The following is a 26,732-nucleotide window of genomic DNA, read 5'->3' as shown; positions in this document are numbered from 1 at the left end:
ATGATTCTCATACAAAGATAGGACAATGAAAAAAATTGCAATTTTAGGAAAGCCCAATGTAGGGAAAAGCTCACTTTTTAATCGCTTTTTGAAGCAAAGAAAGGCGATTACTTCAGATGTGGCAGGAACGACACGAGATGTCAATGCAAGTATTATGGATTTTGATGGCAATGCTATTGAGGTGCTAGATACTGGAGGGATAGATGAGAGCAGTGAGCTATTCTCAAAAGTCAAAGAGCTAAGTATCAAGGCAAGCCAGCAGGCTGATTTGGTGCTTTATATGGTCGATGGAAAGCTTCTGCCACAAGAAGAAGATAGGGCGTTGTTTTATGCAATCAGCAAGAAGGCAAAGCAATGCGTTCTAGTCATCAACAAGATTGATAATGATAAAGAGAAGCAAAGAGGGTGGGAGTTTGCAAGTTTTGGAGCAAAAGAGAGCTTTATGATTTCAGCAAGTCATAATCGTGGGATTTTGGCTCTCAAAGCTCATATCCTCCACGCTTTGGGGCTAAGCTCTAAGGCAAGTTTGCAGGTAGATGAAGATGAGAGTTTGGAAGAGTTTTTATCTCAAGAAGAAGAGGTAAGCGAGGAGAGAAAAAGTATCAATGTAGGAATCATCGGTCGTGTGAATGTGGGAAAAAGCTCTTTGCTCAATGCACTTTTGGGAAGCGAGAGAAGTGTGGTTAGCTCTGTGGCAGGGACGACAATCGATCCTGTCGATGAGGAAATGGAGTATGAGGGGCAGGTGATTAAGTTTGTAGATACCGCAGGGATTAGAAGAAGGAGCAAGATTGAGGGAATCGAGCGATTTGCCCTAGATCGCACCAAAAAAGTGCTAGAGCAAAGCGATATTGCTCTATTGGTGCTTGATGTGAGTGAGGGGTTTGTCGAGCTTGATGAACGCATTAGCTCACTTGTGGATAAATACTCTTTGGGTGTGATTATCGTGTTAAACAAGTGGGATATAAGGGCAGGTGAGTTTGAGGCGATTCGCAGTGAGCTAAAGAGGAAGTTTAGATTCTTAGAGTATGCACCATTTTTGAGCGTGAGTGCCAAAAATGGGCGACATATTGAAGAGATTAAGAAAAAGATTTTGGAAGTGTATGCAAACTACTCTTTCCGTATCCCCACTTCAAGACTCAATGATTGTATCGCAGAAGCCACCAAACGCCACCAGCTTCCAAGCGATCATGGAAAGATTGTGAGGATTTATTATGCTACTCAGTATGAGACTTGTCCTCCACAGATTGCCCTAGTGATGAATCGCCCCAAAGCCTTGCACTTCAGCTATCGTAGATATTTGGTGAATTTCTTGAGAGATAGTTTTGACTTTTCAGGCACACCAATTCTTATCAGTGCTAGAGGGAGAAAAGAGCAGAGGGCGATTGAGGGGGAGGAGGAGTAAAGGGATTTCAAAATATTGAAAAAGCCTTGTTTATCTATTGAGATTTTGGGTTTGGATTATTATTGTTTTTGAGTTAGAATGCTTATAGCCATTTGGTAGATGGTTATTTTGGATGTAGTCCAATGTGGTTAGCCTAAGTCCTTTTTGTGGGGGCTTAGGCTTTTTTTTTTGGCTATTTGGTTGGGTTGTGTGGGAGGATTCCACATTGGGAGTCCAAGATGGATACTCTTATGATATTTATCGCGGTTATCTCTATCCTTGTTACGCTCTTTCGAGAAGAGATAAGGGATTTTTTGAGAAAACGATAACCGCTGAAACTACATCTAAAAGCACAGAGACTTACCACCCCTGTGCGACTTTGATTCTATCAAACAAACTTTATTCTATTCTTATCATTTCTCAAACTTCTTTTTTGCAAAACAAGAAACTAAGGTAATATAGTTTATTATCAAAAGGAGGGAGAGATGAAGAAAGTTTGGAGTTTATTTAAGGGGTTTTGGTCTTTTAATATACAAGCAAAGGTTAGCAGGAGGGATTTTTGGGCTTCTTTAGTGATAGTGTTTATTATCTATGTTTCTTTTATCGTATTGGGACTTTATAGTTTGAATTTTCTTGATTATTTCATTAGAACAAATCAAGCATTGATTTATGCTTTATTCTTTTTAGGCTTTTGTTTTTTATGCTTTTGGATACACCTGATTGCTTTGATTATTGGGCGTTTAAGAGATGCAGGTTTTAGTAGTCAGTGGTATTTTCTTGCTATTTTTGCTGAATTAACCCCCATTTTTATTGCTTATACAAAATATCCTGAAATATATGGATTTGATTGGTTTTTGTATATTTTAATGCTGTATTCATTGCCTATGAGTTATTTTCAACTTCCTATGCTTTTTCCTTTTTTGCTCTGTCTTCTCCCCTCAAAGACTAAGGATTCACCACTCCCTTAGTCCTTGCTCTAATCTGCCACCATTGTAAATCTTTGTAACTCTCAAATTTTTCTTTTTTCTCTTTGGGTGCAGGGATTGGAGTGGTTGAGATTTGCAGAGGTGCTATCCATTTGTGCATAACCCCCCCCCCCACATAGACGCCCAAACAATCAGCTTGTAGAGATTCATTGTAGGCAAAATTGCAATGGGTGTTTGAGTGCAATAGGCTTACCCCACCATTGGCTAGATATTTTGCATTTGAGAGTGAGAGGGCAAAAAGGGTAGGGAAAATATCTTTGTGTGAGCCTAGGGTTTGGGGATTGAAATGGGCTTGGGTGTGGGTGAGATAGGGCTTGGGGACATAGAGATAAAAGGGTGTTGCAAAGTCCATAAAGCTCTTTTGCACTCCAAGACTTGAGAGGCTACGCATTCTATGATCCCCTGTGGCTACAACGATTGTGTTATCTGCAAAGGTGGAGTGCTTGAGCCAAGTGAGGAATTTGCCAAAACTATCATTGCTGTATTGGAAAGCCAAAGGCACTAGGGGGAAGTGCTTATCTTCCAAATAGCCTTTAAGGGCTGTGGAGTTCTCTATTGGATAGGCTTTGTAGTGAGTGGGGATGATTTCAGGTGGGTGGTTTGAAGTGGTGAGAGTGATGATGAGTGTGGGGTTTTTGAAAGTGGGGAGAAGTCTTTCTATGGTTTTATAGAGATATTCATCAGGGATTCCATAGGCACTTTGAAAAGCTTTGGCTTGTGGGAAGAAGTCGATGATTGAGTTCATATCATATACTTGAGATATCCCCAAAGTGCGTAAATAGTCCCCATACTCGTGCCAACTCTCACTCCCTCCAGTGATAAAAACCACTTCATACCCTGCTTTTATGAAAGGCTCAAAGGCATTGTTTGTGGGCTTCACCCTCTTAACCGAGCTTAGAGAAATCGTGGCTGTGGGGGAGTTGAGATAGAGAGAAGAGAAGCTTGAGGCTGTGCCATTGCCACTAGAGAGGAATCGCTCAAAAACTAAATCACTCTTATAATGCCCTCTAAACTCTCCAAGCAAATCAAAATCTTTGGGATTATCAAAGCTCAAAAGATTGATTCCAAAACTCTCCATAAGGTTGAGAATGATATGAGGAGGGTTTTGGGAGAGAAAGTCGTTTGTGGGTGTGGTGGCATATAGGGCTTGAGGTGAGCCAAGAGCAAGAGTGGCTAGTCTTTCCCCCTCACTTTGAGAGACAGGAAAAAATGAAGCATTTTTCTTATAATCACTCACTGCCCAACTCAAAGCAATGATAGGGTTGGGAACAAGGTGATTGATAGTGGGGTTGTTTGAAACCGTGCTTTGAGCCCTAAGCAGTGGGGTGGAAATCACAGAGCCTCTCACTCCACAGACAAAGAGGGGCAAGAAGATGAGGTTGGAGAGGATAAGTAGGGCTTTTGGCAAAGATAGAGTAGAAAAAGGCTTTTTGGCAGAGAGCTTGTAAGTGAGGTATCCACAAGCCAAAGAGCCAAAGAGGATAGGAAACACGGGATAGTCTTTGAAAATGATTTGAGCAATCGCCCAAGTATCATCATCGGCTAGTCCAAAGATAAAAATATCAATTTGAGTATGATAGGTTTTGAAATAGTAGTAATTCACTAGCCACACTAGAGGGAATAAAAACCCCAAAAGTCCCAAAAAATAGCTAGAGAGTTTGCAAAAGAGTGGGGAGAGTTTTTGACTAAAAGGTGTGAGGAGAAGCCCAAAGAGATAGAAGGGAATGAGGGCACTACAAACAATCCTGCCATCATAGAGTAATCCCACTTTCCACAATCTCACTAGGCTTTGATGAGCTTCTTGAGGCAAGTCGTGAGGGAGAAATGAGCTTATCATCATATATCTTGCCACTACCCCCACACCCAAAAAGAGTAGGGCAAAGAGCAAGGTGTTGCTGAGGATATAGAGATTAAATTGAGTTTTTTTCATTAGTAATCTGCCTTGTTTTGATATAGGAAGTCTTCATAAATTTTGGACTTTTTGAATATTTCTTGCTGTATCCCCCCCCCCCACCATTATAGAGTTCTAAAAGCGTGGGCTGATTGCTTAAAAGATCTGAACCTAGCCCAAGTCTTCCACCCCTGACTTCCACATCAAGAGAATCAAGAATTGTAGGTAAGATATCAAAATGTGAAAATCTGCGATTATAAATCTTGTCTGCTTGAATTGGATTGAAAAATTTTGCATTGATAAAAGCATTGTAGATTCTGCGATGTGCATTGCTTGGGAAAAATCCTGCATTCATTGAGAGATGATCTCCTAAGATCACAATTGTTGTATTTTTGTAAAAATCTTGCGTTTTAGCCCATTCTACAAATTCTCCAATAAGAGAATCAGAGCAAGAGATAGCATTTTTATATTTTTGGGTGGGGGTTTGCTCTCCATATTTTTGGGTGCATTTTTGCAAGTCTGTATATCCTGTTGAAGCGTGAGTGTCAATCGTGAGAATATAGAGAGCAAAGGGCGTATCTTTTTTAAGATTGGTTAGCTCCTTTTTGGCTTTGTCTAAAGTGAGAGAATCTTTCATTCCCCAAAAACCTTGATAATCTTGTGGAAGCTCATTGAGTTTTTTGTAGGTATCAACATCTTTTACTGCAATTTTGTGATCCTTTAAGAATGGACCAACTCCTGAAAAATTTTTAGGGTGAGGGACAAGAAAAGTTTGTTTATATCCTTCTTTATCCAACATATTGCCAAGACAGACTGCACCACCTAAAAAATTCCCACCAATTCTTCCAAATTGATTTGTATCAATAGGCATTGTGAGGGGAATCCCACAATTGTAAGCCACCAATCCTGCAATAGTCCAAGTTACTCCAAAGGCTTGTTCTGCCCCTCCTATACTTTCTGTATCGCTAAAAACGATATTTTGAGATGCAATATCTCCAAGATTGGAAGCAAGATTCCCAAAAGGAGAAAAATCTTCTTCTTGAGTATTAGCAAGAGAAAGTGTGTTAGGAAGAAAGGTTGATTCCATTGATTCTGCAAAAATGACAATAAGATTTCTCTTTTCTTTTGGGAAAACAATGTTTTCCTGCTTGGGAAATTCATAATGCTTTTCATAAAAATCTCCATAAACCTGTGTAAGTTTAGATTGTGCATAGAGATTGTCAAAATGCCAAAATTTTTGTGCTGCCACAGAAAAAGAGGCAATCAAAATGACAAAAAAGACATTTTCATAAACCCTTCTCTTTTTGTTTTTCAAAAAGAAAAAACGCCTCAATAAATAATAAATCAAAAGGAAGGTAACAAAAGGGAAAATACAATGGTTGAAAAAATCATAATAAAAAGTAGGCTCTAACCCCTCAAACAAAAAAGAGATTTTTGTATGAAATCTCAATTGATCGTATGTGATTGTTCCAAAACTACGATGCAACCACCTTCCTGTAATACCGATAAACAGCACAAATGCAAAAAGTGTATATTTAAAAAAAGCTTCTAATCGCATAAAATCTCCTTAGTTAAATCTGATTGCTTCATATTCTTGAGGGATAGTGTAGTCTTGTGAGAGGATTTTTTGCGGATAAAATCCTGCGTTATAGCCTAGCTCAAAGAGTTTGTCAATGGCTTTGTATTGAATCTCACTCAAAGATATGGAGTGATTGTTGGCATAGAGATTGAGGTAAGTGTCTAGCTCCTCTGCATTTACTCGGATTAGCCCACGCTCTAGAAGCATTTTGGAAAGCAGTGGTTTTTGATGAGTGGCAATCCTTACAGCATTAATCAGAGTTTTTTCATACTCTATGGCTTGGATAAGGGGGATTGAGCGAGAGAGTGCCATACCTCCTAGAGGCAAGGGCAACTCATCTTTGCACAAATCAAGCCAAATATCCCACAAATGTGCCTCTACTTCCAAACTCTCATCAAAGTTTAGAATCGATTCGTGGATTAGCACTCCAGCATCGACTTCTCCCTCTAAAACGGCTTTTTCTATCTCTAGGAAGTTTTTGTAGATAATCCTAGCATTGGGATAATAGAGGCGGAAAAGCATTGCATTGCTTGTATGCTCCCCACTCAAAGCGACTTTGAAGTTTTTTTTGAGAACTGCACCTTTTTTCTTGATGAGTTTTGGGCCATAGCCCTCTCCAAAGCTCACCCCTGTCCTAAGAAGTGCATAATCTTTTGCAATAAGAGGATAGAGGGCGAAAGATATGGCTGTGATGGGATAGGTTTTTTGCAGAGCCAAAGCATTGAGTGTTTGGATATCAAGTGCGACATTTTCAAAAGGTGTAGGAGGTGTAATCCAGCCAAAAACAATCGCATAATACATAAATAAATCATCAGCATCAGGGCTGTGAGCGACAATAATTTTTTTCATTTCAAAACCTTAATTTGTGATAATTTTGAGATTTTATCCAAAAGTGAAAAAAATATTCAGACTCTAAGATAGAATAACCAAAAATACATTTTTTAGATAGAGAGGATTCAATGAGTATTGATGAGCAAAAGAAAAAAGCCATAGAACTTGCACTCAAACAAGTGGATAAAGCCTTTGGTAAGGGGGCTTTGGTGCGATTGGGTGATAAGCAGGTTGAAAAAATTGATGCCATTTCCACAGGATCACTAGGGCTTGATATGGCTCTAGGAATTGGTGGGATTCCTAAGGGAAGGATTGTAGAAATCTATGGACCTGAGAGTTCAGGAAAGACGACTTTGAGTTTGCAAATCATTGCAGAGTGTCAGAAAAATGGTGGGATTTGTGCCTTTATTGACGCTGAACACGCACTTGATGTGTATTATGCAAAAAAGCTTGGAGTGGATATTGAAAATCTTTTGGTTTCTCAACCTGACAATGGAGAACAGGCTTTAGAGATTTTAGAAACTCTTACACGCAGTGGGGCTGTGGATTTGGTGGTTATCGACTCGGTGGCTGCCCTTACTCCCAAAGCCGAGATTGAAGGAGATATGGGAGATCAGCATGTGGGACTTCAAGCAAGGCTTATGAGTCATGCGTTGCGTAAGATTACAGGTGTGCTTCACAAAATGAATACAACACTAATTTTCATCAACCAAATTCGTATGAAGATTGGAATGATGGGATATGGAAGCCCTGAGACAACCACAGGTGGAAATGCACTCAAATTCTATGCAAGTGTGAGAATTGATATCAGACGCATTGCCACCCTCAAACAAAACGAGCAACAAATTGGAAATAGAGCCAAAGCTAAAGTTGTCAAAAACAAAGTCGCTCCACCTTTCAGAGAGGCTGAGTTTGACATTATGTTTGGAGAAGGTATCTCTTTTGAGGGAGAGATTATTGATTATGGAGTGAAGCTTGACATAATTGACAAAAGTGGCTCTTGGCTTAGCTATGGAGCGACTAAGCTAGGGCAGGGAAGAGAGAATGCAAAGCTCTTCCTCAAAGAAAATAAAGAAGTGCGTGAGGAGATTGTGGCAAAAATCAAAGAGCAAATTGGCGTTCAAGATGAGATTATGCCTTTGCCTGATGAGCCTGAGGAGATATAAGTCAATCCCATAAAAGGAGACAAAATGCCAAAAATAGCAGACATTAGAGCGTTTGAAGTATTAGATAGTCGTGGGAATCCCACTTTGAGAGTTGAGGTTTTGCTTGATGAGGGGAGCAGTGGGGAGGCAATCGTGCCAAGTGGGGCAAGCACAGGCAAAAGGGAAGCACTAGAATTACGCGATCAAGACAAAGAGCGTTATTTGGGTAAGGGGGTGCTAAAGGCGTGTGAGAATGTCAATACTTTAATCAAAGACAATCTAGTGGGGCTTGAGGCAAATGATCAAGGAAAGATTGATGGATTATTAGAAGAGCTTGATGGGACAGATAATTTCTCCAATCTTGGAGCAAATGCGACTTTGGGCGTGAGTATGGCATACTCAAGAGCAAGTGCAAAATCCCTCAATCTCCCTCTTTATCGATATTTAGGTGGTGCGAATGCAAATGTTTTGCCTGTGCCAATGCTTAATATCATCAATGGAGGAAGCCACGCAGATAACAATGTGGATTTTCAAGAATATATGATTATGCCCTTAGGGTTTGATAGTTTTTCTGAAGCCTTGAGGGCTTCAGCTGAAGTGTATCAAAATCTCAAAAAGATTCTTAATGATAGGGGAGAGATTACAGCCATTGGCGATGAGGGGGGATTTGCTCCAAACTTTGCAAATAACCAAGAGCCAATTGAGGTGATTTTACAAGCGATTGAAAAATCAGGATATAGAGCAGGGGAGCAAATCTCTATCGCTCTTGATGTGGCAAGCAGTGAGCTAGTAGGAGAGGGTGGAGCTTATCATCTCAAAGGCGAGGGAAGAGTTCTGGGCTCTGAGGAATTGGTGGAGTATTATCAAAAGCTTATCAATTCCTATCCAATCGTATCCATTGAAGATGGATTGAGTGAAGATGATTGGAGTGGGTGGCAACTCTTGACAGAGAAGCTTGGAAAGAGGGTGCAATTGGTGGGAGATGATTTGTTTGTAACCAATCATAAGATTTTGCAAGAGGGCATAAGTCAGGGGATTGGTAATGCAATTTTGATTAAACCCAATCAAATTGGCACAATCTCTCAGACAATGAAAGCCATTCGCCTAGCACTTCATCATCGTTATCGCAGTGTGATGAGTCATAGAAGTGGAGAGAGTGAGGATACTTTTATTGCAGACTTTGCTGTGGCACTTAATACAGGGGAAATCAAAACAGGCTCAACAGCAAGAAGTGAGAGAATGGCAAAATACAATCGGTTGCTTCAGATTGAGCAAGAGTTAAGAGGGGGAGAATATTTGGGATGGAAGATATTTGGATAGATGAAAGAAGATTTAGAAGAACTTTTTACTCAAGAAGAGGAGAAGCCTTTAAAAAAGTTTCTCAAAAAGGGTTGGATTATAGGTTTTGTATTGGCTTTGGGGATTTATGTGTATTTTCTATTTTATGGAGACAATTCCATTATGGTGTATTCAAAACTTGTTAAAGAAAAACGACAAATTGAAAATCAGGTTTTGAGTTTGCAAAATGAAAATGTAGAATTGCAAAAAGTAATTTTTGAACTTAGAGGACTTGAGCCTAATCTTGAGGAGAAAAAATGAAAAAATTATTTATTGTGGGATTATTACTCTCTTTGCTTGTAGGGAGAGAAGATCCTTTTGAGCTAAAGATGACACCCAAAGGAAGCCCTCATAGTGTGGAGGGAGAGATAAGCAAGCCTCTTGAAAGTCTTGATGTGAGTTTGCCAAGCACAACAAGGATTTTAAAAGAAGTGAAGTTTGTCTATCAAAAGATTGATGGCTCAATTGAGGAAAAAAGTGTGCCAATCAATAGCGATATAGATTGGCACTATCCTATCACAATCTCTCAAATTGGCGATGAATCTGTGATTGAAGAGAAAAAGCCTGTGAGCTATAAGGTAGGGGAATTTGAGTTTATCATCAAAGCCAAAACGATTCGTATCTACTCTCCTTTTAGATTGGTGCAAAACTTTGTTTTACCCAAGCCTTTTAGAATCATCTTAGATCTCAATCGTAGTGAGAAAAATATCAATCAAGTTTTCAATCTCAAAGGTAGATTTTTTAGCAATATCTCTTTGGGGACTCACCAAGACTTCTATCGTGTAACCCTCACTCTTGATGGGCAATATGGTTACAATATCGAACAAGATGAAAAGGGCTATATCATTGTCTTGAAATGAAACACCTTGTTTTGATTGGCTTTATGGCAAGTGGAAAAAGCACACTTGCCTCTTCCCTCTCCCACTCCCTCTCACTCCCTATCTTCTCTAGTGATACTTGGATTAGTAAGCAGTGTGGGATAAGCATTGCTGAGATTTTCTCTCTTTATGGAGAGAGAGAGTTTAGAGAATGGGAAAAAAGAGCATTTGAGAGGATTTTTGAGTTTGAGGAGAGCTATATCATTGATTGTGGGGGAGGATTTGTATTGCAAAATGATGTGAGAAGGCTTGGGAGAGTGTATTATCTTCAAGTGGGATTAGATGAGATAGAGAGAAGGCTATCTGTGGGAGAGGAGAGTGTCAAACGCCCTCTATCAAAAGAGATAAAAACTCTCTATATCCAAAGAGAGAAGCTATATCAAGCTCAAGCTTCAAAGGTTGTCGATAATCAAAAAGAGGGGGCAATACAAGAGATAATAGAGGATTGGAGAAGATCTTAGTGATCTTCTTCCATTACAGCACCTGCAATATACACATAAGTGAGAATCATAAAAACAAAGGCTTGAAGAAATGCCATAAGAGTTAGGATTGCAAATGCAGGAAGGGGTGCAAGCCAAGGAGCAAGCATAAGCATTACAAGCAAAAACATATCATCTCCCTTGATATTTCCAAACAAACGGAATGAGAGAGAGATGATTCTTGAAAAATGTGAAATGATTTCAATAGGGAGCATTAATGGAGCCAAAACTTTGACAGGTCCAAGAAAGTGTCCAAAATAGTGGAAGAATCCTTTTGCTTTGATTCCCTCATAGTGATAGTAGAAAAACACAACCAACGCCAAAACAAGAGTAAAGCTCCAGCTTGAAGTAGGGGATTCAAAGCCAGGGATAATCCCAATGGCATTGGAGAAAAATACAAAAAATGCAATCGTTCCAGCAAGTGGAAGATATTTGAGTGCTATTTCTCTTCCTGCCACATCACTTGCGACATTGATAATCCCACTGATAAAGAACTCATAGACATTTTGAAGCCCTGTGGGAATGATTTGCATATTGCGTGTGGCAAGTTTGGCAAAGAGTAAAACAAGCAATGCCACAAGGATTGTATAAAATCCAATGATGAAATCGTGATTTGAGTTGATTAGTCCTGCAAAGGTAAAAACTCGTCCTTCCATATTTTCCTCACTTTGATAAATTTTGATGACAAAAAATTAACTCATTTTATCTCAAAAACTTCAAGAAGTTGAAAAAAATGAGAGCTTTTTTGGGGATTGTGTCAATTTAGTTACAAAAAAGCAAATTATTTCACCCACTCCAAGATTTTCCCTCTCACTTCTTGAGGAGAGATAGGGGAGCAAACCCTCTCTTCTTTTTCAAACAAAGCACAGATAGAGGAGGGGATAGAGAGATGATAATTTTGTGCTATCCACTCTAGTGCTTTTTTATCGCTATATTTTTCGCCATTGATTGCATAGGCGATTGTGGGGCTAAATTTACTCCACTCAGCAGTAGAGCAAATTAGCGTTTTTTGAGTGGAGAGTTTTTGGGCGATAAAGTAGGCGTTGGCTGTGTGGGGATCGATGATGATATTATCTTTGGCTAATTCTCTAATAGTTTGCAAACATTCTTTATCAGTGCAATACCCTGCCATAAAATGCTCTTGCAAGACTTCTAGCTCCTCACTTGTAAGGGTATAGCGTTTGTGGGCATCAAGATTTGCCATTAGCTCCTTTGTGCGATTTGCTCCAAAGAGAGTAAACAGCACTCGCTCGATATTGGAGCTTTTGAGGATATCCATTGCAGGGGAGTAGCTAGGGAGCAAGTGGCGATGAGAGATATCATAGATTCCGCTTTGGATAAAGTCGCTTAAGATATTGTTTGGATTACTTGCGATGATGATTTTGCTGATTGGCACACCCATAAGCTTGGCATAAAACGCTCCCAAAGCATTGCCAAAGTTTCCACTAGGGATTGCAAACTCCACGCTCTCCCCTAGTGTAATCTCTCCACTTCTCACAAGGCTCAAATATCCCCAAATATGATAGATGATTTGAAAGGCAATGCGTCCAAAATTGACAGAGTTTGCCACAGAGGTTTGCACCCCTCTCTCTCTTAAAGTTTGTAAAAACTCTTCATCATTGAGGAGGGATTTTAGTGTGTGCTGAGCGTCATCAAAATCTCCAATGAGTGGAATGACTTTGAGATTGGGTGCATCTTGGGTGCTCATTTGCAATCGTTGCACATCGCTTGTCCCTTTGGCAGGATAGAGGCAAACGACTTGGATATTATCTATATTTTTAAAGCTCTCCAAAGTTGCTGGGCCTGTATCTCCACTTGTAGCAGTAAGCAAAAGATATTTTTGCTCCCCTGCAAAAAGAGAAAACAATTGCCCCAATGGCTGAAGTGCCATATCTTTAAATGCTCTTGAAGGTCCGTGAAAAAGCTCTTGAAGATAGAGGTTTGGAGCGATTTTGTGGGTGGGAGCAGGATTGAGTGGATTATCAAAACTCTTATAACTCTCCAATGCCACACTAAGCTCTTGGCTCTCAATGTGTAAAAGTGAGAAAATGTGTTGAGTAAGCTCAGAGTAGTTTAGATGGAGCAGGGCTTGAAGAGAGGGGATAGTGGGAAGTGAGTTTAGAGTATATAGCCCTCCAAAACTAGCTTTGGGCGAGAGAATACTTTCTTTGAGTGTGAAATGAGGGGTGTTATCTCCTCCACGAGTTTGAGTGAAAATTTCCATACGCAATCCTTGAAATAAACAAAAAATAAATCATAAGTTAGGTATATGCCTTTTGTCAAAACCATTATAAAGGAAAACAAATGAAAAAAGTAGGAATTTTTTATGGAAGCGAAAGTGGAAACACTCAAGAAGTTTGCAAAAAGATTGCTAGTGAGCTAGGCGATAGTGCTGAAATCTTTGACATTGCCAAAGTAGATAAAGACACAATTTTGGGATTTGAAAACCTTATCTTTGCAAGTGCGACTTATGGAAGTGGGGATTTGCAAGATGATTGGGAGAAGGCATTAAAAAACCTAAACGAGAGTGATTTTAGCTCAAAAGTCGTGGCATTGGTGGGTGTAGGAGATGGCGATAGCTATGGAGATACATTTGTAGAGAGTATTTATCATCTTTATCAAGTTGTCAAAAGTGCCAAAGTTGTAGGGAGAGTGAGTAAAGAGGGGTATATCTTTGAGGAGAGTATGGCAGTTGATGGGGAGGAGTTTTTGGGACTAGCTATTGATGAGGAGAATCAAAGTGAGCTTACAGAGGGGAGAGTGAAAGCGTGGGTAGAGCAAATTAGAGGAGAGTTTATCTAAAAGATTCACAAAAGGGGGTGGAGAGCTTTTAAGAATCTTTATCTTTTGCTAGAATTCCCTAAAATTTAATTAGCTAGGAATTCTATGGATAATTATGAATACTCTGAACTTCTAAAAGAACTTGACAACAAATGCAACAACATTGCAAAAATCATCAAACCTGATGAAATCAAATCTCAACTTGATGAGATTGAAGCTATTCAGCAAGATCCAAACTTTTGGAATGATGCAAAAAGAGCAGGGGAAGTGGGCAAAGAAAAATCACGCCTCAATCGATTGCTAGAAACATACAACAATGCTAGAGGAATGCTAGATGATGCCAAAGAGCTTTTTGAAATCGCTCAAGAAGATGAGGGATTAAAAGAGCAGTTGTTTTCTGAAAGTGCTAAGCTTGAGGGTGTGATCAAAAAGGTGGAGATTGAAGTAATGCTTAGTGGGGAGCACGATGGAGCAAACGCAATCATTACTATTCAACCTGGAGCAGGGGGGACGGAAAGTCAAGATTGGGGAAGCATCCTTTATCGAATGTATCTTAGATGGGCTGAGAGAAGGGGGTTTAAAGTGGAGCTACTAGATTATCAAGATGGCGAGGAGGCAGGGATAAAAGGTGTGGCATTTATCATCAAAGGAGAGAATGCTTATGGATATATGAAAAGTGAGAATGGCGTTCATCGTTTGGTGAGAATCTCTCCCTTTGATGCCAATGCGAAGCGACATACAAGTTTCTCTAGTGTGCAAGTCAGTCCTGAGCTTGATGATGATATTGATATAGTCATTGAAGATAAAGATATAAGGATAGATACTTATAGGGCAAGTGGGGCAGGAGGGCAACATGTCAATAAAACCGAATCGGCTATCCGAATCACCCACCTTCCCACAGGGATTGTCGTGCAATGCCAAAATGACAGAAGTCAGCACAAAAACAAAGCCACAGCTCTAAAAATGCTAAAGAGCAAACTCTATGAGCTAGAGAGAGAAAAGCAAAACGCCTCAGCCTCAAACCAAGAGAAAAGTGAGATTGGGTGGGGTCATCAAATCCGAAGCTATGTCCTAGCCCCCTATCAGCAAGTCAAAGATTCAAGAAGCAATCAAGCTTTTAGCAATGTTGAGGCGATTTTGGATGGGGATTTAGATGAGATGATTGAGGGGGTATTGGTCAGTGGAGCAGTGCAATGAGCTCACAACTCCCTCAAATACAAGAAGCCCTAGAGCTTATCAAAGAGGCCAAGACTTATAGTGTGGAAATGCTAGAGAGGATTGAGAAGCTTTGCTCACTTCTCACTCAAGTGCAAGGTAGAAATACTTTCGTGCAACAATGCCTAAAAGAACAAGCCCAAGTGATGAATATCCTAAGTGAGCAAAATCCTGAATATGAAATCTTTAAAACCTCAAAAGATCAAATACAAGAAGCCCTTACCCACTCCCTTGCACTCTCTCAGCTAAGTGAGAGGGGGCTAGAGATATTAGAGGTGAGTGCCAATACAAGTGAGGAGCAAGAGGGGATTGCCAAAGCAGGGGTATTACTCAAAAGCGTGATAGGGTGTTTGGATATGTTGCTAGGTGAGAAAATCAAAGACTTTATCCAAACCACGACAAGCAATCAAAATGCAGACAATCAAAACATTGATTCACAAAGTTTGCAAAATCTCTCAAATCATTTTTTGAATAAAGGTTAATTATGAAAAAAGCACAACTTCTCTCCCCCGCAGGGAATCTTACAAAACTCAAAATCGCTATCAGTTATGGGGCTGATGCAGTCTATGGAGGAGTATCGCATTTTTCTTTGAGAAATCGAGCAGGGAAAGAATTTACCCTAGAGAGCTTCAAAGAGGGGATAGATTACGCTCATGAGAGGGGGAAGAAGGTGTATGCCACAATTAATGGATTTCCTTTCAACTCTCAGCTCAAACTTCTAGAATCTCATATCTTAAAAATGGCAGAGCTAGAGCCTGATGCTTTCATTATCGCTACCCCAGGGGTGGTGCGACTTGCTAGAAAACTAGCCCCTCAAATCCCAATCCACCTCTCCACTCAAGCCAATGTCTTAAATGTCTTAGATGCTGAAGTGTTCTATGAGCTAGGTGTGAAGAGGATTGTAGCAGCTAGGGAGCTAAGCTTAAGTGATGCGGTGGAAATCAAAAAGCATCTGCCTGATTTGGAGCTAGAGATTTTTGTGCATGGGAGTATGTGCTTTGCATTCTCAGGGCGTTGTCTAATCTCAGCACTCCAAAACGGAAGAGTCCCCAATCGTGGGAGCTGTGCGAATGATTGTCGGTTTGATTATGAATACTATGTGCGAAACCCTGATAATGGCGTGATGATGAGGTTGCACGAAGAAGAGGGGGTAGGCACACATATTTTCAATGCCAAAGATTTAAATCTTGCCTCTCATTTAGATGAGATTCTAAAAAGTGGAGCTATTGATGCACTTAAGATCGAGGGAAGGACAAAAAGTAATTACTATGCAGGAATCACTGCACGCACCTATCGTGAAGCCATAGACGACTACTATGAGGGCAGATATAGAGCTCCAAAATACCAAGAAGAGCTAAATACTCTTAAAAATCGAGGATTTACTGATGGCTATATTATCCACCGCCCTCACGAAAAACTCAATACCCAAAACCACAAAACAGCTATAAGTGAGGGGAGCTATCAAGTCAATGCAGAGGTGAGTGAGTGTGGAGAGTGGTGTGTGTGTCGCCATACCATAAGAGTGGGGGAGTATAAAGAAATCATCGCTCCCAAAGGCGAGATAATCCCTTGTGTCAATAATGAGCTTGGCGTGATTGTGGAGCATAATGGAAAATATCTCATTAGCTTCAAAAAACTTGAGCTAGAAAATGGAAAAGAGCTAAGTGAAATCCATAGTGGAAATGTCAATCGTGTAAAGCTTCCTGTGAGATTGCCTAGTTTTAGTTTCTTTAGGGAGGAGATATAGATTGTTTAGCAATACTCAAAGCTTGTTTTCTGATGAAATCTATTCTCTTGAAGAGAGAAGAGTAACTTTTTTGCACTCTTTAAGAGGACAGCGTTTAGCCTATAAAAGATACACCAAAAGCCCCTTGAGATATCCAGGTGGAAAGTCATTGGCTGTAGGAATCATACTTGAGTATTTTCCTAAAGATATAAATAGGGTTATTTCTCCATTTTTTGGAGGTGGAAGCGTAGAAATTGCTTGTGCTTCAGAGCTTGGAGTGAAAGTAGTGGGTTTTGATATATTTGATATTCTTGTTAATTTTTGGCAATTCTTGATTCAAGATTCTAAAACTCTTTATGATGACCTGATTCAACTTCTCCCTACAAAAGAACAATACGCTGAAATTAAAGAAGAGTTAAAAAAACATTGGAAAAAAGAAATTGTTTTGGATAGCAGAACATTGGCACGAGATTATTATTTCAATTTTAACCTTAGCTATGGTCCAGGATTTTTAGGGTGGATGAGTAAGATTTATGAATCTCCACAACGCTATCTGAATATGATAGAAAAAATAAGAAATTTTAATGGAGAAAATCTAAGCGTAGAGTGCAGTAGTTTTGAGAAAGTGCTTGAAGACTATCCTAACGATTTCTTTTATCTTGATCCTCCATATTTTTTAGAAGGAGATTCTAAAATGTTTAGAGGGATATATCCACAAAGGAATTTTCCTATTCATCACAATAATTTCCCTCATGATAAACTGGCTGAACTATTGAAAAATCATAAGGGGAAATTTGTCTTGAGTTATAATGATTGTCAATGGGTGAGAGAGACATACAAAGATTTTAAACTCATTGATGTATCATGGCAATACACAATGGGACAAGGGGAAACAAGGATTGGAAAAAATCGTATTGATAGAGGGGATTTTACAAACATAAAGCAATCTCATGAGTTGCTGATAGTAAAGGAGTAGGAGTGAAAATCACAGAAGTAAAAACAGCTTTTAAAATTGTAGATGTTGAGTTTGTAGAGGGACAAACGAAGCTTAAATTCAATTATGTGTCTAAGCTCATAGATGAAAATGGCAAGGAGTTGCCAAAAAAGATTCTAACGGCTGATGTTTCTAGGGTGTATCTGATTGTTGTAGATGGCGTGATTAAAAAGATTGGAGCTTCAGGTTCTAAGGGTGGGATGAAAAACACTTTGCAAATCTATCAAGACGGTGGAGTTAAAGGTAGGCCAAGTATTCGAAGTTATGGAGTTTGGTATTTTCTATATCATACAATTCTTCAAGGGAAGAAAATTGAGTTCTATATGATTTATCAGGATAATTTTGATGCGTATGTTAAAGGACTTTTTGGCAAAAAGAAAAAGATTGCTAGTCTTAATCCTAAATTGATTGAAGAATGTTGTTTGGAGGATTATTTGGAGAGAGAAAAGGGCAAGTATCCTGAATGGAATCTTCAAGAGCAAGGAGCTGATTGGCCCAATGAAGCAAAAATAGCACATGCTGATATTATGAAAGAATCTGCAAATCGTAAAAGAAAACAAAAAAGCTAGCGTCTAAGGAGGAAGTATGGATTTTGTAGCAGTGATGATGGGGAGTAAGAGCGATTGGGAAGTGATGAGCCATTGTGTAGAGGTGTTTAAGAAGTTTGATGTGCCCTATGAGGTGCTAATCACTTCAGCCCATAGAAGCCCTGAGAGGACAAAAGAGTATATCAAAGATGCAGAATCAAGAGGAGCTCAAGTCTTCATCGGTGCAGCAGGGATGGCAGCCCACTTGGCAGGAGCGATTGCCTCGATGACTTCTCGCCCTGTGATTGGTGTGCCTTTGAGTGGTGGGGTGCTTGATGGGGTTGATGCTTTGCTCTCCACCGTGCAGATGCCCTCAGCAATGCCTGTGGCGACGATGAGTGTGGGCAAAGCAGGGGCTGTGAATAGTGCGTATTTTGCGATGCAGATTATGGCACTCAAAAACAAAGAGCTTTTTGGCAAACTCCTTGAAGATCGTGTGATGAAAGCCAAAAAGGTGGAGCTTGATTCTAGTGAGATTGAGGTAAGAGTGCAGTGAGTGGGAAAGAATGGCTAGAGCTCAATGAGTTTATAGAGCAGACACAATATAGCAAATCTCAAATTGCTAAGCTTGTCAAAAGCAAAGAGATTGAGGCAAAGAATGTCAAAGGAGAGCTGTATTTAAGAGTGGTAGCGACTCCCCCTGTGCCTAGTGGTGAGGAGCAAATGTTTCAAGAGAGTATCCAAAAGATTTTAGAAATCCACTCCAAACTCACTATCGCCAAAGATGAGGTGATTTCAGCCTATAAGAGTGAAAATGAATTTCTCAAAAACACCATTGCCTCAATGCAAGAAACCTACAAACAAGAAAAACAACTGATTGAGTTTTTACGCCAAGAGTTGGAGAAAAATCGTGAAGAGATTGAGGCGATGAAGAGAAAATATCGCTTGATGTGGGATAAAGTCAGCAAAAATGAAAGCTCAAAGTGAATGCTTTGAATGCTTGAGCAATCAAGCTAGAGTATGGATAGAAGATATAGAAGAATATGAAACTTTTCTCTCCTTGCTCCCCAAAGATAGCAATGGGGCTTCAGCTCATCTCTGCCCTCCACAAATCGCTCAAACCCTCTATGGCAAAATCGCCAAAGAGAGAGGGGTGGAAGATTTGTATAGAGAAATCAAGCAAGAATGTATTTTGAAAGCTTATCAGATTCTCTCCTGCCTTGATTGCTCTACACTCTCTTTGCAAGATGCCCTCAAAGTAAGTGTGCTAGGCAATGTGATAGATTATGGGAGTGCGTCATCATTTGAGATAGAGGCGTTTGACTTTGAGAGGGAGAGGGAGGGGCTAGAGTTTGCTTATTTTGAGTTTGAGAGCTTTTTGACTAGATTACAGAGTGCTAAAAGTCTAGCGATTTTAGGAGATAATGCAGGGGAAAATCTCTTTGATGAGGTTTTGGCAAAGGTGCTAAAGAGAGAATATCCCCACCTCAAAATCTATTATTTCACACGAGGCAAACCTATCATCAACGATCTTACTTATGCTGATATTTTGCACTTTCCACAATGCAGTGGAATGTTTGAAGTAGCAGAGGTGGTGGATAGTGGAGTGGGGAGTGCAGGGTTTGTGTGTGAAGAGGCATTGCCAAAGGCTAGAGAGATATTTTTGAGTTGCGATGTGATAGTGGCTAAGGGGATGGGAAACTTTGAGTGTATGGAGGGCAAGGGGGATAAGAGGGTGTTTTTCTTATGCAAGATTAAATGCCCTGTTGTAAGTGGGGTGCTTAAAGCCCCCATAGGCAAAATGGTGTTTAAGCAAGATTCTTAGAATCTGAAAGAATAAGAGAGTCCAAAAAAGTTATTGTATTTGATAAGGGATTCAAAGCCATTGTCATTTGCCAAAGAAGAGTAATTGAGCGAACCACTGAAGCGATAGGTTAGCTCAAATTGATGATTCCTATAATAGTAGTGGATTCCTAGAATCGGATAGAGGTTGTGCTGGATTAGGTTTGAGCCATTATAAGAGTCCTCATTGACGCTGTATTGGTGGTTGAGATAAAACTCTGCGTTGTATCCTATCCCTGCACTCATTCCCAAAGCGTGTGTGCCAAATTGCCAAAAATCCCATAATGCATTCACTCTAAGTCCAAGCCAAAGAGGAGTAGAGGTGTTTTGCAATTCATCTCCATCAATAGAGTATTGGGCATCACTCAAAGTCCCACTTGAGAGATGAAGCGTCGTTCTTAGTCCAAAGTTTTCATCAAAATAGTATTGATAGCCCCCAAAGATTCCAAACATTGTAGAGAGGCTTTTGGCATTTTCAGAAAAAGATGCAAGGGGAAACATTGTATTTGTATTGAACTCTCCCAAACTCAAATCAACCCCCAAAAGAAAACCACTCTTTCTCATCTCATAAAACACTTCAGGCATAGGCTCAAGTATGACTTCTTGGCGAGGTTGCATCTCAGGAGTTTGCACGACTTCTTGCTCGATAATCACTTCTTCTGCCCCAAAGAGGTAGAGGGGGAGAAGTAGAGCGTGGATATGTTTTTTCATTGTTTTTCCTTCAAAATTTTTTCAAAGAATAGCATTTTAAAAAAACTCATTAGATTACAAGGAGAAAATTTGATTCTTAATCTCCCAAAATCTCTCTAGCTCCTTTTGAGTTTGGAGCAGATACAAATCCCATTTGCTCTAGTTTCTCCATAATATCTGAAGCCTTATTAAATCCCACCCCCAAGCGTCTTTGAATATAGCTAATAGAGGTTTTGCCACTTTGTAAGATCTCATCTTTTGCCCTAGCAATAAGTTCAGCACTCTCACTATCTAGCTCTTCACTATCCATCGCCCCTAAGCTTTCTTTTTCTTCAGGAGAGAAGAGTGGGTTATACATCACTTCTCTTTGATCTTTGATATAGCTGACAATCTCATTGACTTCATCTTCACTACTCCAAGGAGCATGCAGTCGCACTAGCCCACTCACTCCAGGGGGAGTGAATAGCATATCTCCTCTTCCTAGCAATGTCTCAGCCCCTGCACAACCGATGATACTTGCATCAATTTTTGTCCCCACTTTGTAGCTGAGGTGGGCAGGGAGGTTTGTTTTGATAAGTCCTGTAAGCACTTCTGCTCTTGGGCTTTGAGTAGCGACGATGAGGTGCATTCCTGAAGCTCTTCCCATTTGGGCAATTCTTGCCATAGAGTATTCTACTTCTTTTCCTGCTGTCATCATTAGATCGGCTAATTCATCGATGATGATGACAAAGTAGGGAAATTTCTCTAGCCCTAGCTCTTCAGCCTTTTGGTTGTAGCTGACAATCTCTTTGGTGCGAGATTGACTCATCAATGTATAGCGTCGCTCCATTTCTCTTACTGCATTAGCAAGTCCAATCACTGCCTTTTTGGGGTCTGTGATGATTGGAGTGATGAGATGAGGGAGATCGGTGTAGGGCATAAACTCTACCATTTTGGGATCTACCATCATTAGCTTTAGGTCATCAGGAGAGTTGCGATAGAGGAGGGAGAGAATCATCGCATTCACTCCCACGCTCTTTCCACTCCCTGTCGTTCCTGCGATGAGGAGGTGGGGAAGTTTTTTGAGATCGGTTACAAAAGGATTACCCACGACATCTTTTCCAAGTGCAAGGGTGAGGGGAGAAGAGGAATTTTTGAAGATTTCAGATTCAAAAATTTCTCTTAAATAAATAGTTTGAATGGTTGTGTTTGGGATTTCAATCCCTACGACATTTTTCCCAGGGATTGGGGCTTGGATACGGATAGATTTTGCCTCCAATGCCATAGCGATATCATTTTCTAAGCTTTGGATTCGGCTGACTTTGACATTGGGAGCAGGGCGAAACTCAAGGGTGGTGATGATTGGCCCTGAATAAGTGCGTGTTACATCTCCATCGATTTTGAATACTGCAAGTTTTTCTAGCAAACTTTCAATTTTCTCATCAATCTCTTCTTCATTGAGTTCTGTATTTTCTTGTTGTGGAGCAGGAGAGAGAAGAGAGAGTGGGGGGAGGGCATAGTCTTTGGGAATCTCCCTCTCTCCTTTGTCAATCTCACTTAGCAATGCTTCATTTTCAGCTAGAGAGCTGACTTTGGAAGTGCGAGTTTGAGGGATTTGAGGGGGGAGATCAAAAGCAGAGGAATATTTTTTGGGAGCAGATTGGATAGAGAGAGTGTGAAGCTCTTGTGGGCTTTGCTCTTCAAAGTCTTTGGGCATTGTAGGGGGCAATTCCTCTTCATCACTCTCTCTTATCTCTAAGCTAGATACAATCTCTTCTCTCTCTTCTTGCACCTCTTCAAAGCTCTCTTTCTTTTCTCTCTCTTCACTCATCTCTTGAGCCTCACTCACGCTCTCTTCTTCCCAAATCTGCTCTTGGAGGAACTCATCTATCCTATCCTCTTGATAACTCTCTTCTTGTATATTTTCAATCTCTTGATTGATTTTGGGTTTATCCAAAGGGGTGGATTGCAAAATCTTTGGCATTTCTTTAGGTGTTGGGATTTGAGAGGGTTGAGATTGTTGTGTTTTTTTAGGAGAGAGAGGGCGTGGAGCTTGTTGGGTAGATTGTGTGGGTTGATTTTTGCAATCATCTTGACGAATCTTTTGAAGAAGCTCTGCACTAGAGCTAATATGTGAAGAGCTTAGTGCCAAAAGCTCTTCACGAGAAAAGGGATTGGGGCTTTTTTTGGGCTGTATCTCATCTTGTTCTGCAAACCCAATATGGTGTTTTTTTGAAGCTTTGGGTTGAGAGATGAAGTATTCTTGAATCTCAATATCTTCTTCTCTAAATCCTGTGTTTTCAAGAATCTTAGGTAATGACAATGTTTCCTCCTTAGGTAAAATTTGTGGGATAGGCAAGGGTGGAGATTGTTCTATCTCCTCTTGTGATTCTTCTTCTATTTGGGGTTCAATCAAATCTAGCTCTATTGCAGGGGTAGGGATTTTTTCTTGTGAGGCTTTGCGAGTTTGAAGCAACTCTTTGAGAGGGGTAGCAACTTTTGTTTTGAAAGTCCATAGAGAGTTTGAGAGATAGGTTTTTGTTTTTGAGAGATTGATTTTTTTGATATAGGTAAAAATATCTTCATCTCTCAAACTAAGCAGACAAAAACCACTCAAAAGCATAGAAGTGCTAATCACTCCAAATGTCCCAAGATAGGGTTTTAGCACACCTACAATCGCCTCCCCAATCGCTCCATAGTCAATCAAAGCATATTGCAAAACCAAAAGGAGCAAAAAAAGCAAAGAGCTTGATGCTCCCACCTCAATTCTTCTAAACCTTGTGCCTTTTTTTTGGTAAAGCAAGTAGCCAAAATACACCAAAACGATAGGATAGAGATAGGCAAAGATTCCAAAAAATTTAAAATTGATTTCCCAAAACCTTTTGCCAAAAACGCCCATAAGATCAAATCCACCAAAAACAATCATAAGTTCAAAAAAGGCAAAAATTGCACAAAATGCTAAAAATAAATATTTAATAGAAAGTCCTTATTGATTAGATATAGGGGTGTAATTATATCTTGAAAAAGCTTTTTATCTCTTAGGGTTTGATTTTTCATAAGGGGGAAATATAAAAATTTTAGAATGTTTTCCAAAAGTAACACTTTTTCTCAAATAGCGATAGGTGGGGGATTTCAAATCATTTGATTTTAAAGAAAGTATAGTTTTATTTATTTTTGTAAGTATTTTTTATCGTTGTATAAAAATATATATAACCCATTTGAAGCTTTTGTAAATGCACTGAAGTAAAATGATTGCCATGGACTTTCTCAAAAAGTCTAAAATCATTACATTAGGAGCAAAGTCTATGTTGGCTAGAGTTTTTGCAGTATCAGCTTTATTGTGTGCTTCAGTATTTGCAGCCCAATATGCTGAAGTAGTTAAGCCACTTTATGCAGATGCAACAAGTGGAAAAGTGATAGGGAAGCTTCTTCCTACGGCAGAAGTAGAGGTTCTCAAAGAAGAGGGAAATCGTGTATTGGTTTCTATCAGTGGGTATCAAGATGCAGGAAAACCTGCAATCTACTTTGTAGCAGGGAAAAGAATCCTCAATGCAGGTTTTGATGGAAAAGCAGGAGTAGAGTTTAAAAAACTCGGCTCAGTTGTAGTGAATGGTGTTACTTATGATAAGGTCAGTGCGACAGCTTGGACAGATAAGTCCAATTTGACTTCAGATGTAGCACCTCTTTATGCTAAGGCAAAAGATTTATTCTCTCAAAACTGCTCTATGTGTCACGGACTTCACCCTGAAAAAGAGTTTAGTGCAAATCAATGGCCAAGTATGTTCAAATCAATGGCAGGTCGAACAGGAATTGATAAAAATGACTATCAACTTGTGATTGAATACCTACAAAAAAATGCAAAAGATATGCAATAAGGAGGAATGCATGAAAACAATCGATACAAACAGAAGAAATATCCTTAAATACGCAGGACTTTTTGCTTCTATCCCATTTGTTAGCCAATTGGTGGATAAAAGCACACTTCTAGCAGCAGGTGCAAATAAATTCAGCACAGATTTGGTTCTCAATGGTGATGTTTATACAGCAGCACACTGGGGAGCGATGAAAGTCAGTGTAAAAAATGGAAAGATTGTAAAGAGCGTGAATGCTTTTGATGGAATGGTTTATAACCCACTTCAAAGCGTTACAGCGGATTTGGTAGATGGAAAATACACCAATAGAATCAAAGCTCCAATGGTAAGAAAAAGTTACCTTGAGAAAAAGAAAAACAATCGTGAGCTTAGAGGAGCTGATGAGTGGGTAGAGGTAAGCTATGAGCAAGCAATCAAACTTGTTGCTGATGAAGTAGCAAGAGTAAGAAAAGAAAAAGGTGCAAATGGAATCTATGGTGGATCTTATGGATGGAAATCAAGTGGAAACTTGCACAATGCAAGAACATTGCTTCACAGATACCTCACTATGGGTGGTGGATTTGTAGGAGGATTGGGGGATTACTCAGCAGGTGCGGCTCAAGTGATTATGCCTCATGTTATGGGAACACTAGAGACTTATGAGCAACAAACTTCTTGGCCTTTGATTATGGAACACTCTAAAGTGGTAGTAATCTGGGGAGCAAACCCAATGGATACACTCAGAATCGCTTGGAGTTCAAACGATGGTGTAGGACTAGAGTATTTCACAAAGCTCAAAAATAGTGGCAAAAAAATCATCATCATTGATCCAATCAAGAGCAATACAGTTGCATTCTATGGCAACAAAGCAGAGCATATCGCTCCTAAGCCAAACACCGATGTGGCAATGATGCTAGGAATTATCCACACAATGCTCTCAACTGGAAAATATGACAAAGAATTTATCGAAACTTATACAGAAGGATTTGATAAGTTTGCAGATTATGTTATGGGCAAAACTGCTGATAAAACTCCAAAGAGTGCAAAATGGGCTTCAAATATCTGTGGAGTAAGTGAGAGTAAAATCAAAGAACTTGCAGATCTATTCTTTGCTAATAGAACAATGCTTATGACAGGTTACAATATGCAAAGACAGCACCACGGAGAGCAAGTGCATTGGATGACTGTGGCTCTTGCAAGTGCAATCGGACAAATCGGACTCCCTGGTGGTGGATTTGGTATCAGCTATCACTATGCAAATGGTGGAAGTCCTACAACAAATGCCCCTGTAATTGGTGGTATCACTGTGGGTAAAGCAAGTGGTGGAGGACAAGAGTGGCTCAATGATGGATCATCACTCTCTATCCCTGTGGCAAGAATTGCTGATTGTTTGCTCAATCCTGGAAAAACAATTGACTACAATGGTAGAAAGATTACTTATCCTGAGATTGATCTAGTGTATTGGGTAGGTGGTAACCCATTTGTTCATCACCAAGATACAAACCTACTTGTAAAAGCTTGGAAGAAACCTAGCACAATCATTGTCCATGATATGTATTGGACTCCAACAGCAAAAATGGGAGATATCGTATTCCCAATCACAACTCCTTATGAGAGAAACGACCTTACAATGAGTGGGGATTATAGTAATCTCAATATCAATCCAATGAAACAAGTAGTCAAGAGAATGCCAAAGAGCAAACACGACTATGAGGTATTTGCAGATCTAGCAAAAGTTGCAGGATTTGAAGCACAATTCACAGAAGGCAAGAGCGAGATGCAATGGCTTGAAGAGTTCTATAATGTCGCCTACAATCAAGCTCAAAAATCAGGAGCATTGATGGCTGATGGTGAGCCAATGCCTGACTTTACAACATTCTGGAATGCAAATAGACCTCTTACATTCGCTCCAACAGAAGAAGGGCTAAACTTTGTAAGATATGGAGAGTTTAGAGAAGATCCAATCCTCAATCCTCTAGGAACACCAAGTGGTAAGATTGAAATCTACTCTGAGACAATTGCAAAAATGGGATATAAAGATTGTGGTGCATATCCACAATGGTTTGAGCCAATTGAGTGGATGGGTATGAAAAACAAACCTGCTGAATTTGCACTTGTTAGCCCACACCCAAGCCTAAGACTTCACTCTCAACTCAACAACACAAGTTTGAGAAATCAATATGCTGTTGCTGATCGTGAGCCAATTTGGATCAACCCTGCTGATGCCAAAGCTAAGGGGATCAAAAATGGCGATATCGTAAGAGTATTCAACAAAAGAGGACAGATCCTTACAGGTGCAGTGGTAAGTGATATTGTTCCAAAAGGTGTGATTAGAGTATATGAGGGTGCTTGGTATGATCCTGAGAATCCTGCAAAAGAAAACACACTTTGTGTAAATGGTAATGCCAATGTATTGACAATTGATATCCCAACTTCTGAGCTTGCAGATGCAAACATTGCAAACACAGCGTTGGCAAATATTGAAAAATACAAAGGTAAAGCTCCAAAGCTTAAAGCCTTCACTCCTCCAAAAGGTGCGAAGTAATCTTTACCCCTAGCTCTTGGCTAGGGGGACTTCCTCACTCCTCTTCTTCCAATCAAAATTCTCTCATTTAA

General features: G+C 39.8%; 25 protein-coding genes. 18 read left to right on the top strand and 7 right to left on the bottom strand.

Annotated features, from left to right (window positions below):
* Nucleotides 1–25: 25 nt before the first annotated feature.
* Both der and CQA58_RS05890 read left to right on the top strand, forming a co-directional pair.
* A complete protein-coding gene (der, locus tag CQA58_RS05895) occupies nucleotides 26–1,405 on the top strand; it encodes a ribosome biogenesis GTPase Der (protein WP_115569799.1) in 1,380 nt (459 codons plus the stop codon).
* Between the two features lie 464 nt (nucleotides 1,406–1,869).
* The gene (locus tag CQA58_RS05890; RefSeq protein ID WP_115569798.1) at nucleotides 1,870–2,352 is read left to right on the top strand and encodes a DUF805 domain-containing protein; all 483 of its coding nucleotides are present in this window, start codon (nucleotides 1,870–1,872) and stop codon (nucleotides 2,350–2,352) included.
* Here the strand turns inward: CQA58_RS05890 and CQA58_RS05885 are convergent.
* From CQA58_RS05885 to CQA58_RS05875, 3 genes are read right to left on the bottom strand one after another with little or no spacing between them, the layout of a single operon-like run.
* Nucleotides 2,330–4,300: an LTA synthase family protein gene (locus CQA58_RS05885; protein WP_115569797.1), complete on the bottom strand. Its 1,971-nt coding sequence runs from the start codon at nucleotides 4,298–4,300 to the stop codon at nucleotides 2,330–2,332. The two genes, CQA58_RS05890 and CQA58_RS05885, sit on opposite strands and share 23 nt — an antisense overlap.
* Nucleotides 4,281–5,819, bottom strand: coding sequence for a sulfatase-like hydrolase/transferase (locus CQA58_RS05880; RefSeq protein ID WP_115569796.1), 1,539 nt, complete (start codon nucleotides 5,817–5,819; stop codon nucleotides 4,281–4,283). The genes CQA58_RS05885 and CQA58_RS05880 overlap by 20 nt, the downstream gene beginning before the upstream one ends.
* Nucleotides 5,820–5,828: 9 nt before the next feature.
* Nucleotides 5,829–6,689 (bottom strand): menaquinone biosynthesis family protein, encoded by an 861-nt coding sequence (locus CQA58_RS05875; RefSeq protein WP_115569795.1) that lies wholly within the window; start codon nucleotides 6,687–6,689, stop codon nucleotides 5,829–5,831.
* A 110-nt stretch (nucleotides 6,690–6,799) separates the two neighbouring features.
* Between CQA58_RS05875 and recA the strand changes: the two genes are divergently transcribed.
* The 5 genes from recA to CQA58_RS05850 are packed head-to-tail and all read left to right on the top strand — an operon-like array spanning nucleotide 6,800 to nucleotide 10,493.
* Nucleotides 6,800–7,837 (top strand): recombinase RecA, encoded by a 1,038-nt coding sequence (recA, locus tag CQA58_RS05870; RefSeq protein WP_115569794.1) that lies wholly within the window; start codon nucleotides 6,800–6,802, stop codon nucleotides 7,835–7,837.
* A 24-nt stretch (nucleotides 7,838–7,861) separates the two neighbouring features.
* Complete coding sequence (gene eno / locus CQA58_RS05865) at nucleotides 7,862–9,136, top strand: phosphopyruvate hydratase (protein ID WP_115569793.1); 1,275 nt, start codon at nucleotides 7,862–7,864, stop codon at nucleotides 9,134–9,136.
* Complete coding sequence (locus CQA58_RS05860; RefSeq protein ID WP_115569792.1) at nucleotides 9,137–9,415, top strand: septum formation initiator family protein; 279 nt, start codon at nucleotides 9,137–9,139, stop codon at nucleotides 9,413–9,415.
* Nucleotides 9,412–10,014: an AMIN domain-containing protein gene (locus tag CQA58_RS05855; protein ID WP_115569791.1), complete on the top strand. Its 603-nt coding sequence runs from the start codon at nucleotides 9,412–9,414 to the stop codon at nucleotides 10,012–10,014. The genes CQA58_RS05860 and CQA58_RS05855 overlap by 4 nt, the downstream gene beginning before the upstream one ends.
* The gene (locus CQA58_RS05850) at nucleotides 10,011–10,493 is read left to right on the top strand and encodes a shikimate kinase (RefSeq protein ID WP_115569790.1); all 483 of its coding nucleotides are present in this window, start codon (nucleotides 10,011–10,013) and stop codon (nucleotides 10,491–10,493) included. The genes CQA58_RS05855 and CQA58_RS05850 overlap by 4 nt, the downstream gene beginning before the upstream one ends.
* Here the strand turns inward: CQA58_RS05850 and CQA58_RS05845 are convergent.
* Nucleotides 10,490–11,167, bottom strand: a complete 678-nt coding sequence (locus CQA58_RS05845; RefSeq protein ID WP_115569789.1) for a F0F1 ATP synthase subunit A — start codon at nucleotides 11,165–11,167, stop codon at nucleotides 10,490–10,492. The genes CQA58_RS05850 and CQA58_RS05845 overlap by 4 nt on opposite strands.
* A gap of 125 nt (nucleotides 11,168–11,292) precedes the next feature.
* A complete protein-coding gene (gene thrC / locus CQA58_RS05840; RefSeq protein ID WP_115569788.1) occupies nucleotides 11,293–12,735 on the bottom strand; it encodes a threonine synthase in 1,443 nt (480 codons plus the stop codon).
* Nucleotides 12,736–12,815: 80 nt separating this feature from the next.
* Between thrC and CQA58_RS05835 the strand changes: the two genes are divergently transcribed.
* The 9 genes from CQA58_RS05835 (at nucleotide 12,816) to CQA58_RS05795 (ending at nucleotide 19,579) form a co-directional block, all read left to right on the top strand.
* A complete protein-coding gene (locus CQA58_RS05835) occupies nucleotides 12,816–13,313 on the top strand; it encodes a flavodoxin (protein WP_115569787.1) in 498 nt (165 codons plus the stop codon).
* Nucleotides 13,314–13,397: 84 nt separating this feature from the next.
* Nucleotides 13,398–14,489: a peptide chain release factor 2 gene (prfB, locus tag CQA58_RS05830; RefSeq protein WP_115569786.1), complete on the top strand. Its 1,092-nt coding sequence runs from the start codon at nucleotides 13,398–13,400 to the stop codon at nucleotides 14,487–14,489.
* Nucleotides 14,486–14,989, top strand: a complete 504-nt coding sequence (locus CQA58_RS05825) for a hypothetical protein (RefSeq protein ID WP_115569785.1) — start codon at nucleotides 14,486–14,488, stop codon at nucleotides 14,987–14,989. Before prfB ends, CQA58_RS05825 begins: the two co-directional genes overlap by 4 nt.
* 2 nt (nucleotides 14,990–14,991) lie before the next feature.
* On the top strand, nucleotides 14,992–16,254 hold the full coding sequence (locus CQA58_RS05820) for a peptidase U32 family protein (RefSeq protein ID WP_115569784.1): 1,263 nt from the start codon (nucleotides 14,992–14,994) through the stop codon (nucleotides 16,252–16,254).
* 22 nt (nucleotides 16,255–16,276) lie between these two features.
* The gene (locus CQA58_RS05815; protein WP_245942783.1) at nucleotides 16,277–17,209 is read left to right on the top strand and encodes a DNA adenine methylase; all 933 of its coding nucleotides are present in this window, start codon (nucleotides 16,277–16,279) and stop codon (nucleotides 17,207–17,209) included.
* Nucleotides 17,210–17,211: 2 nt separating this feature from the next.
* A complete protein-coding gene (locus CQA58_RS05810; RefSeq protein ID WP_115569783.1) occupies nucleotides 17,212–17,796 on the top strand; it encodes a GIY-YIG nuclease family protein in 585 nt (194 codons plus the stop codon).
* A gap of 16 nt (nucleotides 17,797–17,812) precedes the next feature.
* Complete coding sequence (gene purE / locus CQA58_RS05805) at nucleotides 17,813–18,310, top strand: 5-(carboxyamino)imidazole ribonucleotide mutase (RefSeq protein ID WP_115569782.1); 498 nt, start codon at nucleotides 17,813–17,815, stop codon at nucleotides 18,308–18,310.
* Entirely contained in the window at nucleotides 18,307–18,741 is a 435-nt protein-coding gene (locus tag CQA58_RS05800; RefSeq protein ID WP_115569781.1) for a DUF3972 domain-containing protein, read from the top strand. The genes purE and CQA58_RS05800 overlap by 4 nt, the downstream gene beginning before the upstream one ends.
* Nucleotides 18,725–19,579, top strand: a complete 855-nt coding sequence (locus CQA58_RS05795; protein WP_115569780.1) for a damage-control phosphatase ARMT1 family protein — start codon at nucleotides 18,725–18,727, stop codon at nucleotides 19,577–19,579. The genes CQA58_RS05800 and CQA58_RS05795 overlap by 17 nt, the downstream gene beginning before the upstream one ends.
* Here the strand turns inward: CQA58_RS05795 and CQA58_RS05790 are convergent.
* Both CQA58_RS05790 and CQA58_RS05785 read right to left on the bottom strand, forming a co-directional pair.
* The gene (locus CQA58_RS05790; RefSeq protein ID WP_115569779.1) at nucleotides 19,576–20,307 is read right to left on the bottom strand and encodes a hypothetical protein; all 732 of its coding nucleotides are present in this window, start codon (nucleotides 20,305–20,307) and stop codon (nucleotides 19,576–19,578) included. The two genes, CQA58_RS05795 and CQA58_RS05790, sit on opposite strands and share 4 nt — an antisense overlap.
* Before the next feature lie 76 nt (nucleotides 20,308–20,383).
* Nucleotides 20,384–23,164, bottom strand: a complete 2,781-nt coding sequence (locus tag CQA58_RS05785) for an FtsK/SpoIIIE family DNA translocase (protein WP_245942782.1) — start codon at nucleotides 23,162–23,164, stop codon at nucleotides 20,384–20,386.
* A gap of 406 nt (nucleotides 23,165–23,570) precedes the next feature.
* On the opposite strand from CQA58_RS05785, the gene CQA58_RS05780 reads away from it, so the two are divergent.
* On the top strand, nucleotides 23,571–24,140 hold the full coding sequence (locus tag CQA58_RS05780) for a heme-binding protein (RefSeq protein ID WP_115569778.1): 570 nt from the start codon (nucleotides 23,571–23,573) through the stop codon (nucleotides 24,138–24,140).
* 10 nt (nucleotides 24,141–24,150) lie between these two features.
* Nucleotides 24,151–26,661, top strand: coding sequence for a molybdopterin guanine dinucleotide-containing S/N-oxide reductase (locus CQA58_RS05775; RefSeq protein WP_115569777.1), 2,511 nt, complete (start codon nucleotides 24,151–24,153; stop codon nucleotides 26,659–26,661).
* Nucleotides 26,662–26,732: the final 71 nt, after the last annotated feature.

The organism is Helicobacter brantae (assembly GCF_003364205.1).
GTDB classification, from domain to species: Bacteria; Campylobacterota; Campylobacteria; order Campylobacterales; family Helicobacteraceae; genus Helicobacter_G; species Helicobacter_G brantae.
Note: the sequence above shows the minus strand (reverse complement) of the source record. Positions and strands in the feature narration are given on the sequence as shown.

Bases quoted from the DNA above. Each gene is read 5' to 3' on its own strand.
- der (WP_115569799.1), top strand. From the start codon at position 26: ATGAAAAAAATTGCAATTTTAGGAAAGCCCAATGTAGGGAAAAGCTCA.
- CQA58_RS05890 (WP_115569798.1), top strand. From the start codon at position 1,870: ATGAAGAAAGTTTGGAGTTTATTTAAGGGGTTTTGGTCTTTTAATATA.
- CQA58_RS05885 (WP_115569797.1), bottom strand. From the start codon at position 4,300: ATGAAAAAAACTCAATTTAATCTCTATATCCTCAGCAACACCTTGCTC.
- CQA58_RS05880 (WP_115569796.1), bottom strand. From the start codon at position 5,819: ATGCGATTAGAAGCTTTTTTTAAATATACACTTTTTGCATTTGTGCTG.
- CQA58_RS05875 (WP_115569795.1), bottom strand. From the start codon at position 6,689: ATGAAAAAAATTATTGTCGCTCACAGCCCTGATGCTGATGATTTATTT.
- recA (WP_115569794.1), top strand. From the start codon at position 6,800: ATGAGTATTGATGAGCAAAAGAAAAAAGCCATAGAACTTGCACTCAAA.
- eno (WP_115569793.1), top strand. From the start codon at position 7,862: ATGCCAAAAATAGCAGACATTAGAGCGTTTGAAGTATTAGATAGTCGT.
- CQA58_RS05860 (WP_115569792.1), top strand. From the start codon at position 9,137: ATGAAAGAAGATTTAGAAGAACTTTTTACTCAAGAAGAGGAGAAGCCT.
- CQA58_RS05855 (WP_115569791.1), top strand. From the start codon at position 9,412: ATGAAAAAATTATTTATTGTGGGATTATTACTCTCTTTGCTTGTAGGG.
- CQA58_RS05850 (WP_115569790.1), top strand. From the start codon at position 10,011: ATGAAACACCTTGTTTTGATTGGCTTTATGGCAAGTGGAAAAAGCACA.
- CQA58_RS05845 (WP_115569789.1), bottom strand. From the start codon at position 11,167: ATGGAAGGACGAGTTTTTACCTTTGCAGGACTAATCAACTCAAATCAC.
- thrC (WP_115569788.1), bottom strand. From the start codon at position 12,735: ATGGAAATTTTCACTCAAACTCGTGGAGGAGATAACACCCCTCATTTC.
- CQA58_RS05835 (WP_115569787.1), top strand. From the start codon at position 12,816: ATGAAAAAAGTAGGAATTTTTTATGGAAGCGAAAGTGGAAACACTCAA.
- prfB (WP_115569786.1), top strand. From the start codon at position 13,398: ATGGATAATTATGAATACTCTGAACTTCTAAAAGAACTTGACAACAAA.
- CQA58_RS05825 (WP_115569785.1), top strand. From the start codon at position 14,486: ATGAGCTCACAACTCCCTCAAATACAAGAAGCCCTAGAGCTTATCAAA.
- CQA58_RS05820 (WP_115569784.1), top strand. From the start codon at position 14,992: ATGAAAAAAGCACAACTTCTCTCCCCCGCAGGGAATCTTACAAAACTC.
- purE (WP_115569782.1), top strand. From the start codon at position 17,813: ATGGATTTTGTAGCAGTGATGATGGGGAGTAAGAGCGATTGGGAAGTG.
- CQA58_RS05795 (WP_115569780.1), top strand. From the start codon at position 18,725: ATGAAAGCTCAAAGTGAATGCTTTGAATGCTTGAGCAATCAAGCTAGA.
- CQA58_RS05790 (WP_115569779.1), bottom strand. From the start codon at position 20,307: ATGAAAAAACATATCCACGCTCTACTTCTCCCCCTCTACCTCTTTGGG.
- CQA58_RS05785 (WP_245942782.1), bottom strand. From the start codon at position 23,164: ATGGGCGTTTTTGGCAAAAGGTTTTGGGAAATCAATTTTAAATTTTTT.
- CQA58_RS05780 (WP_115569778.1), top strand. From the start codon at position 23,571: ATGTTGGCTAGAGTTTTTGCAGTATCAGCTTTATTGTGTGCTTCAGTA.
- CQA58_RS05775 (WP_115569777.1), top strand. From the start codon at position 24,151: ATGAAAACAATCGATACAAACAGAAGAAATATCCTTAAATACGCAGGA.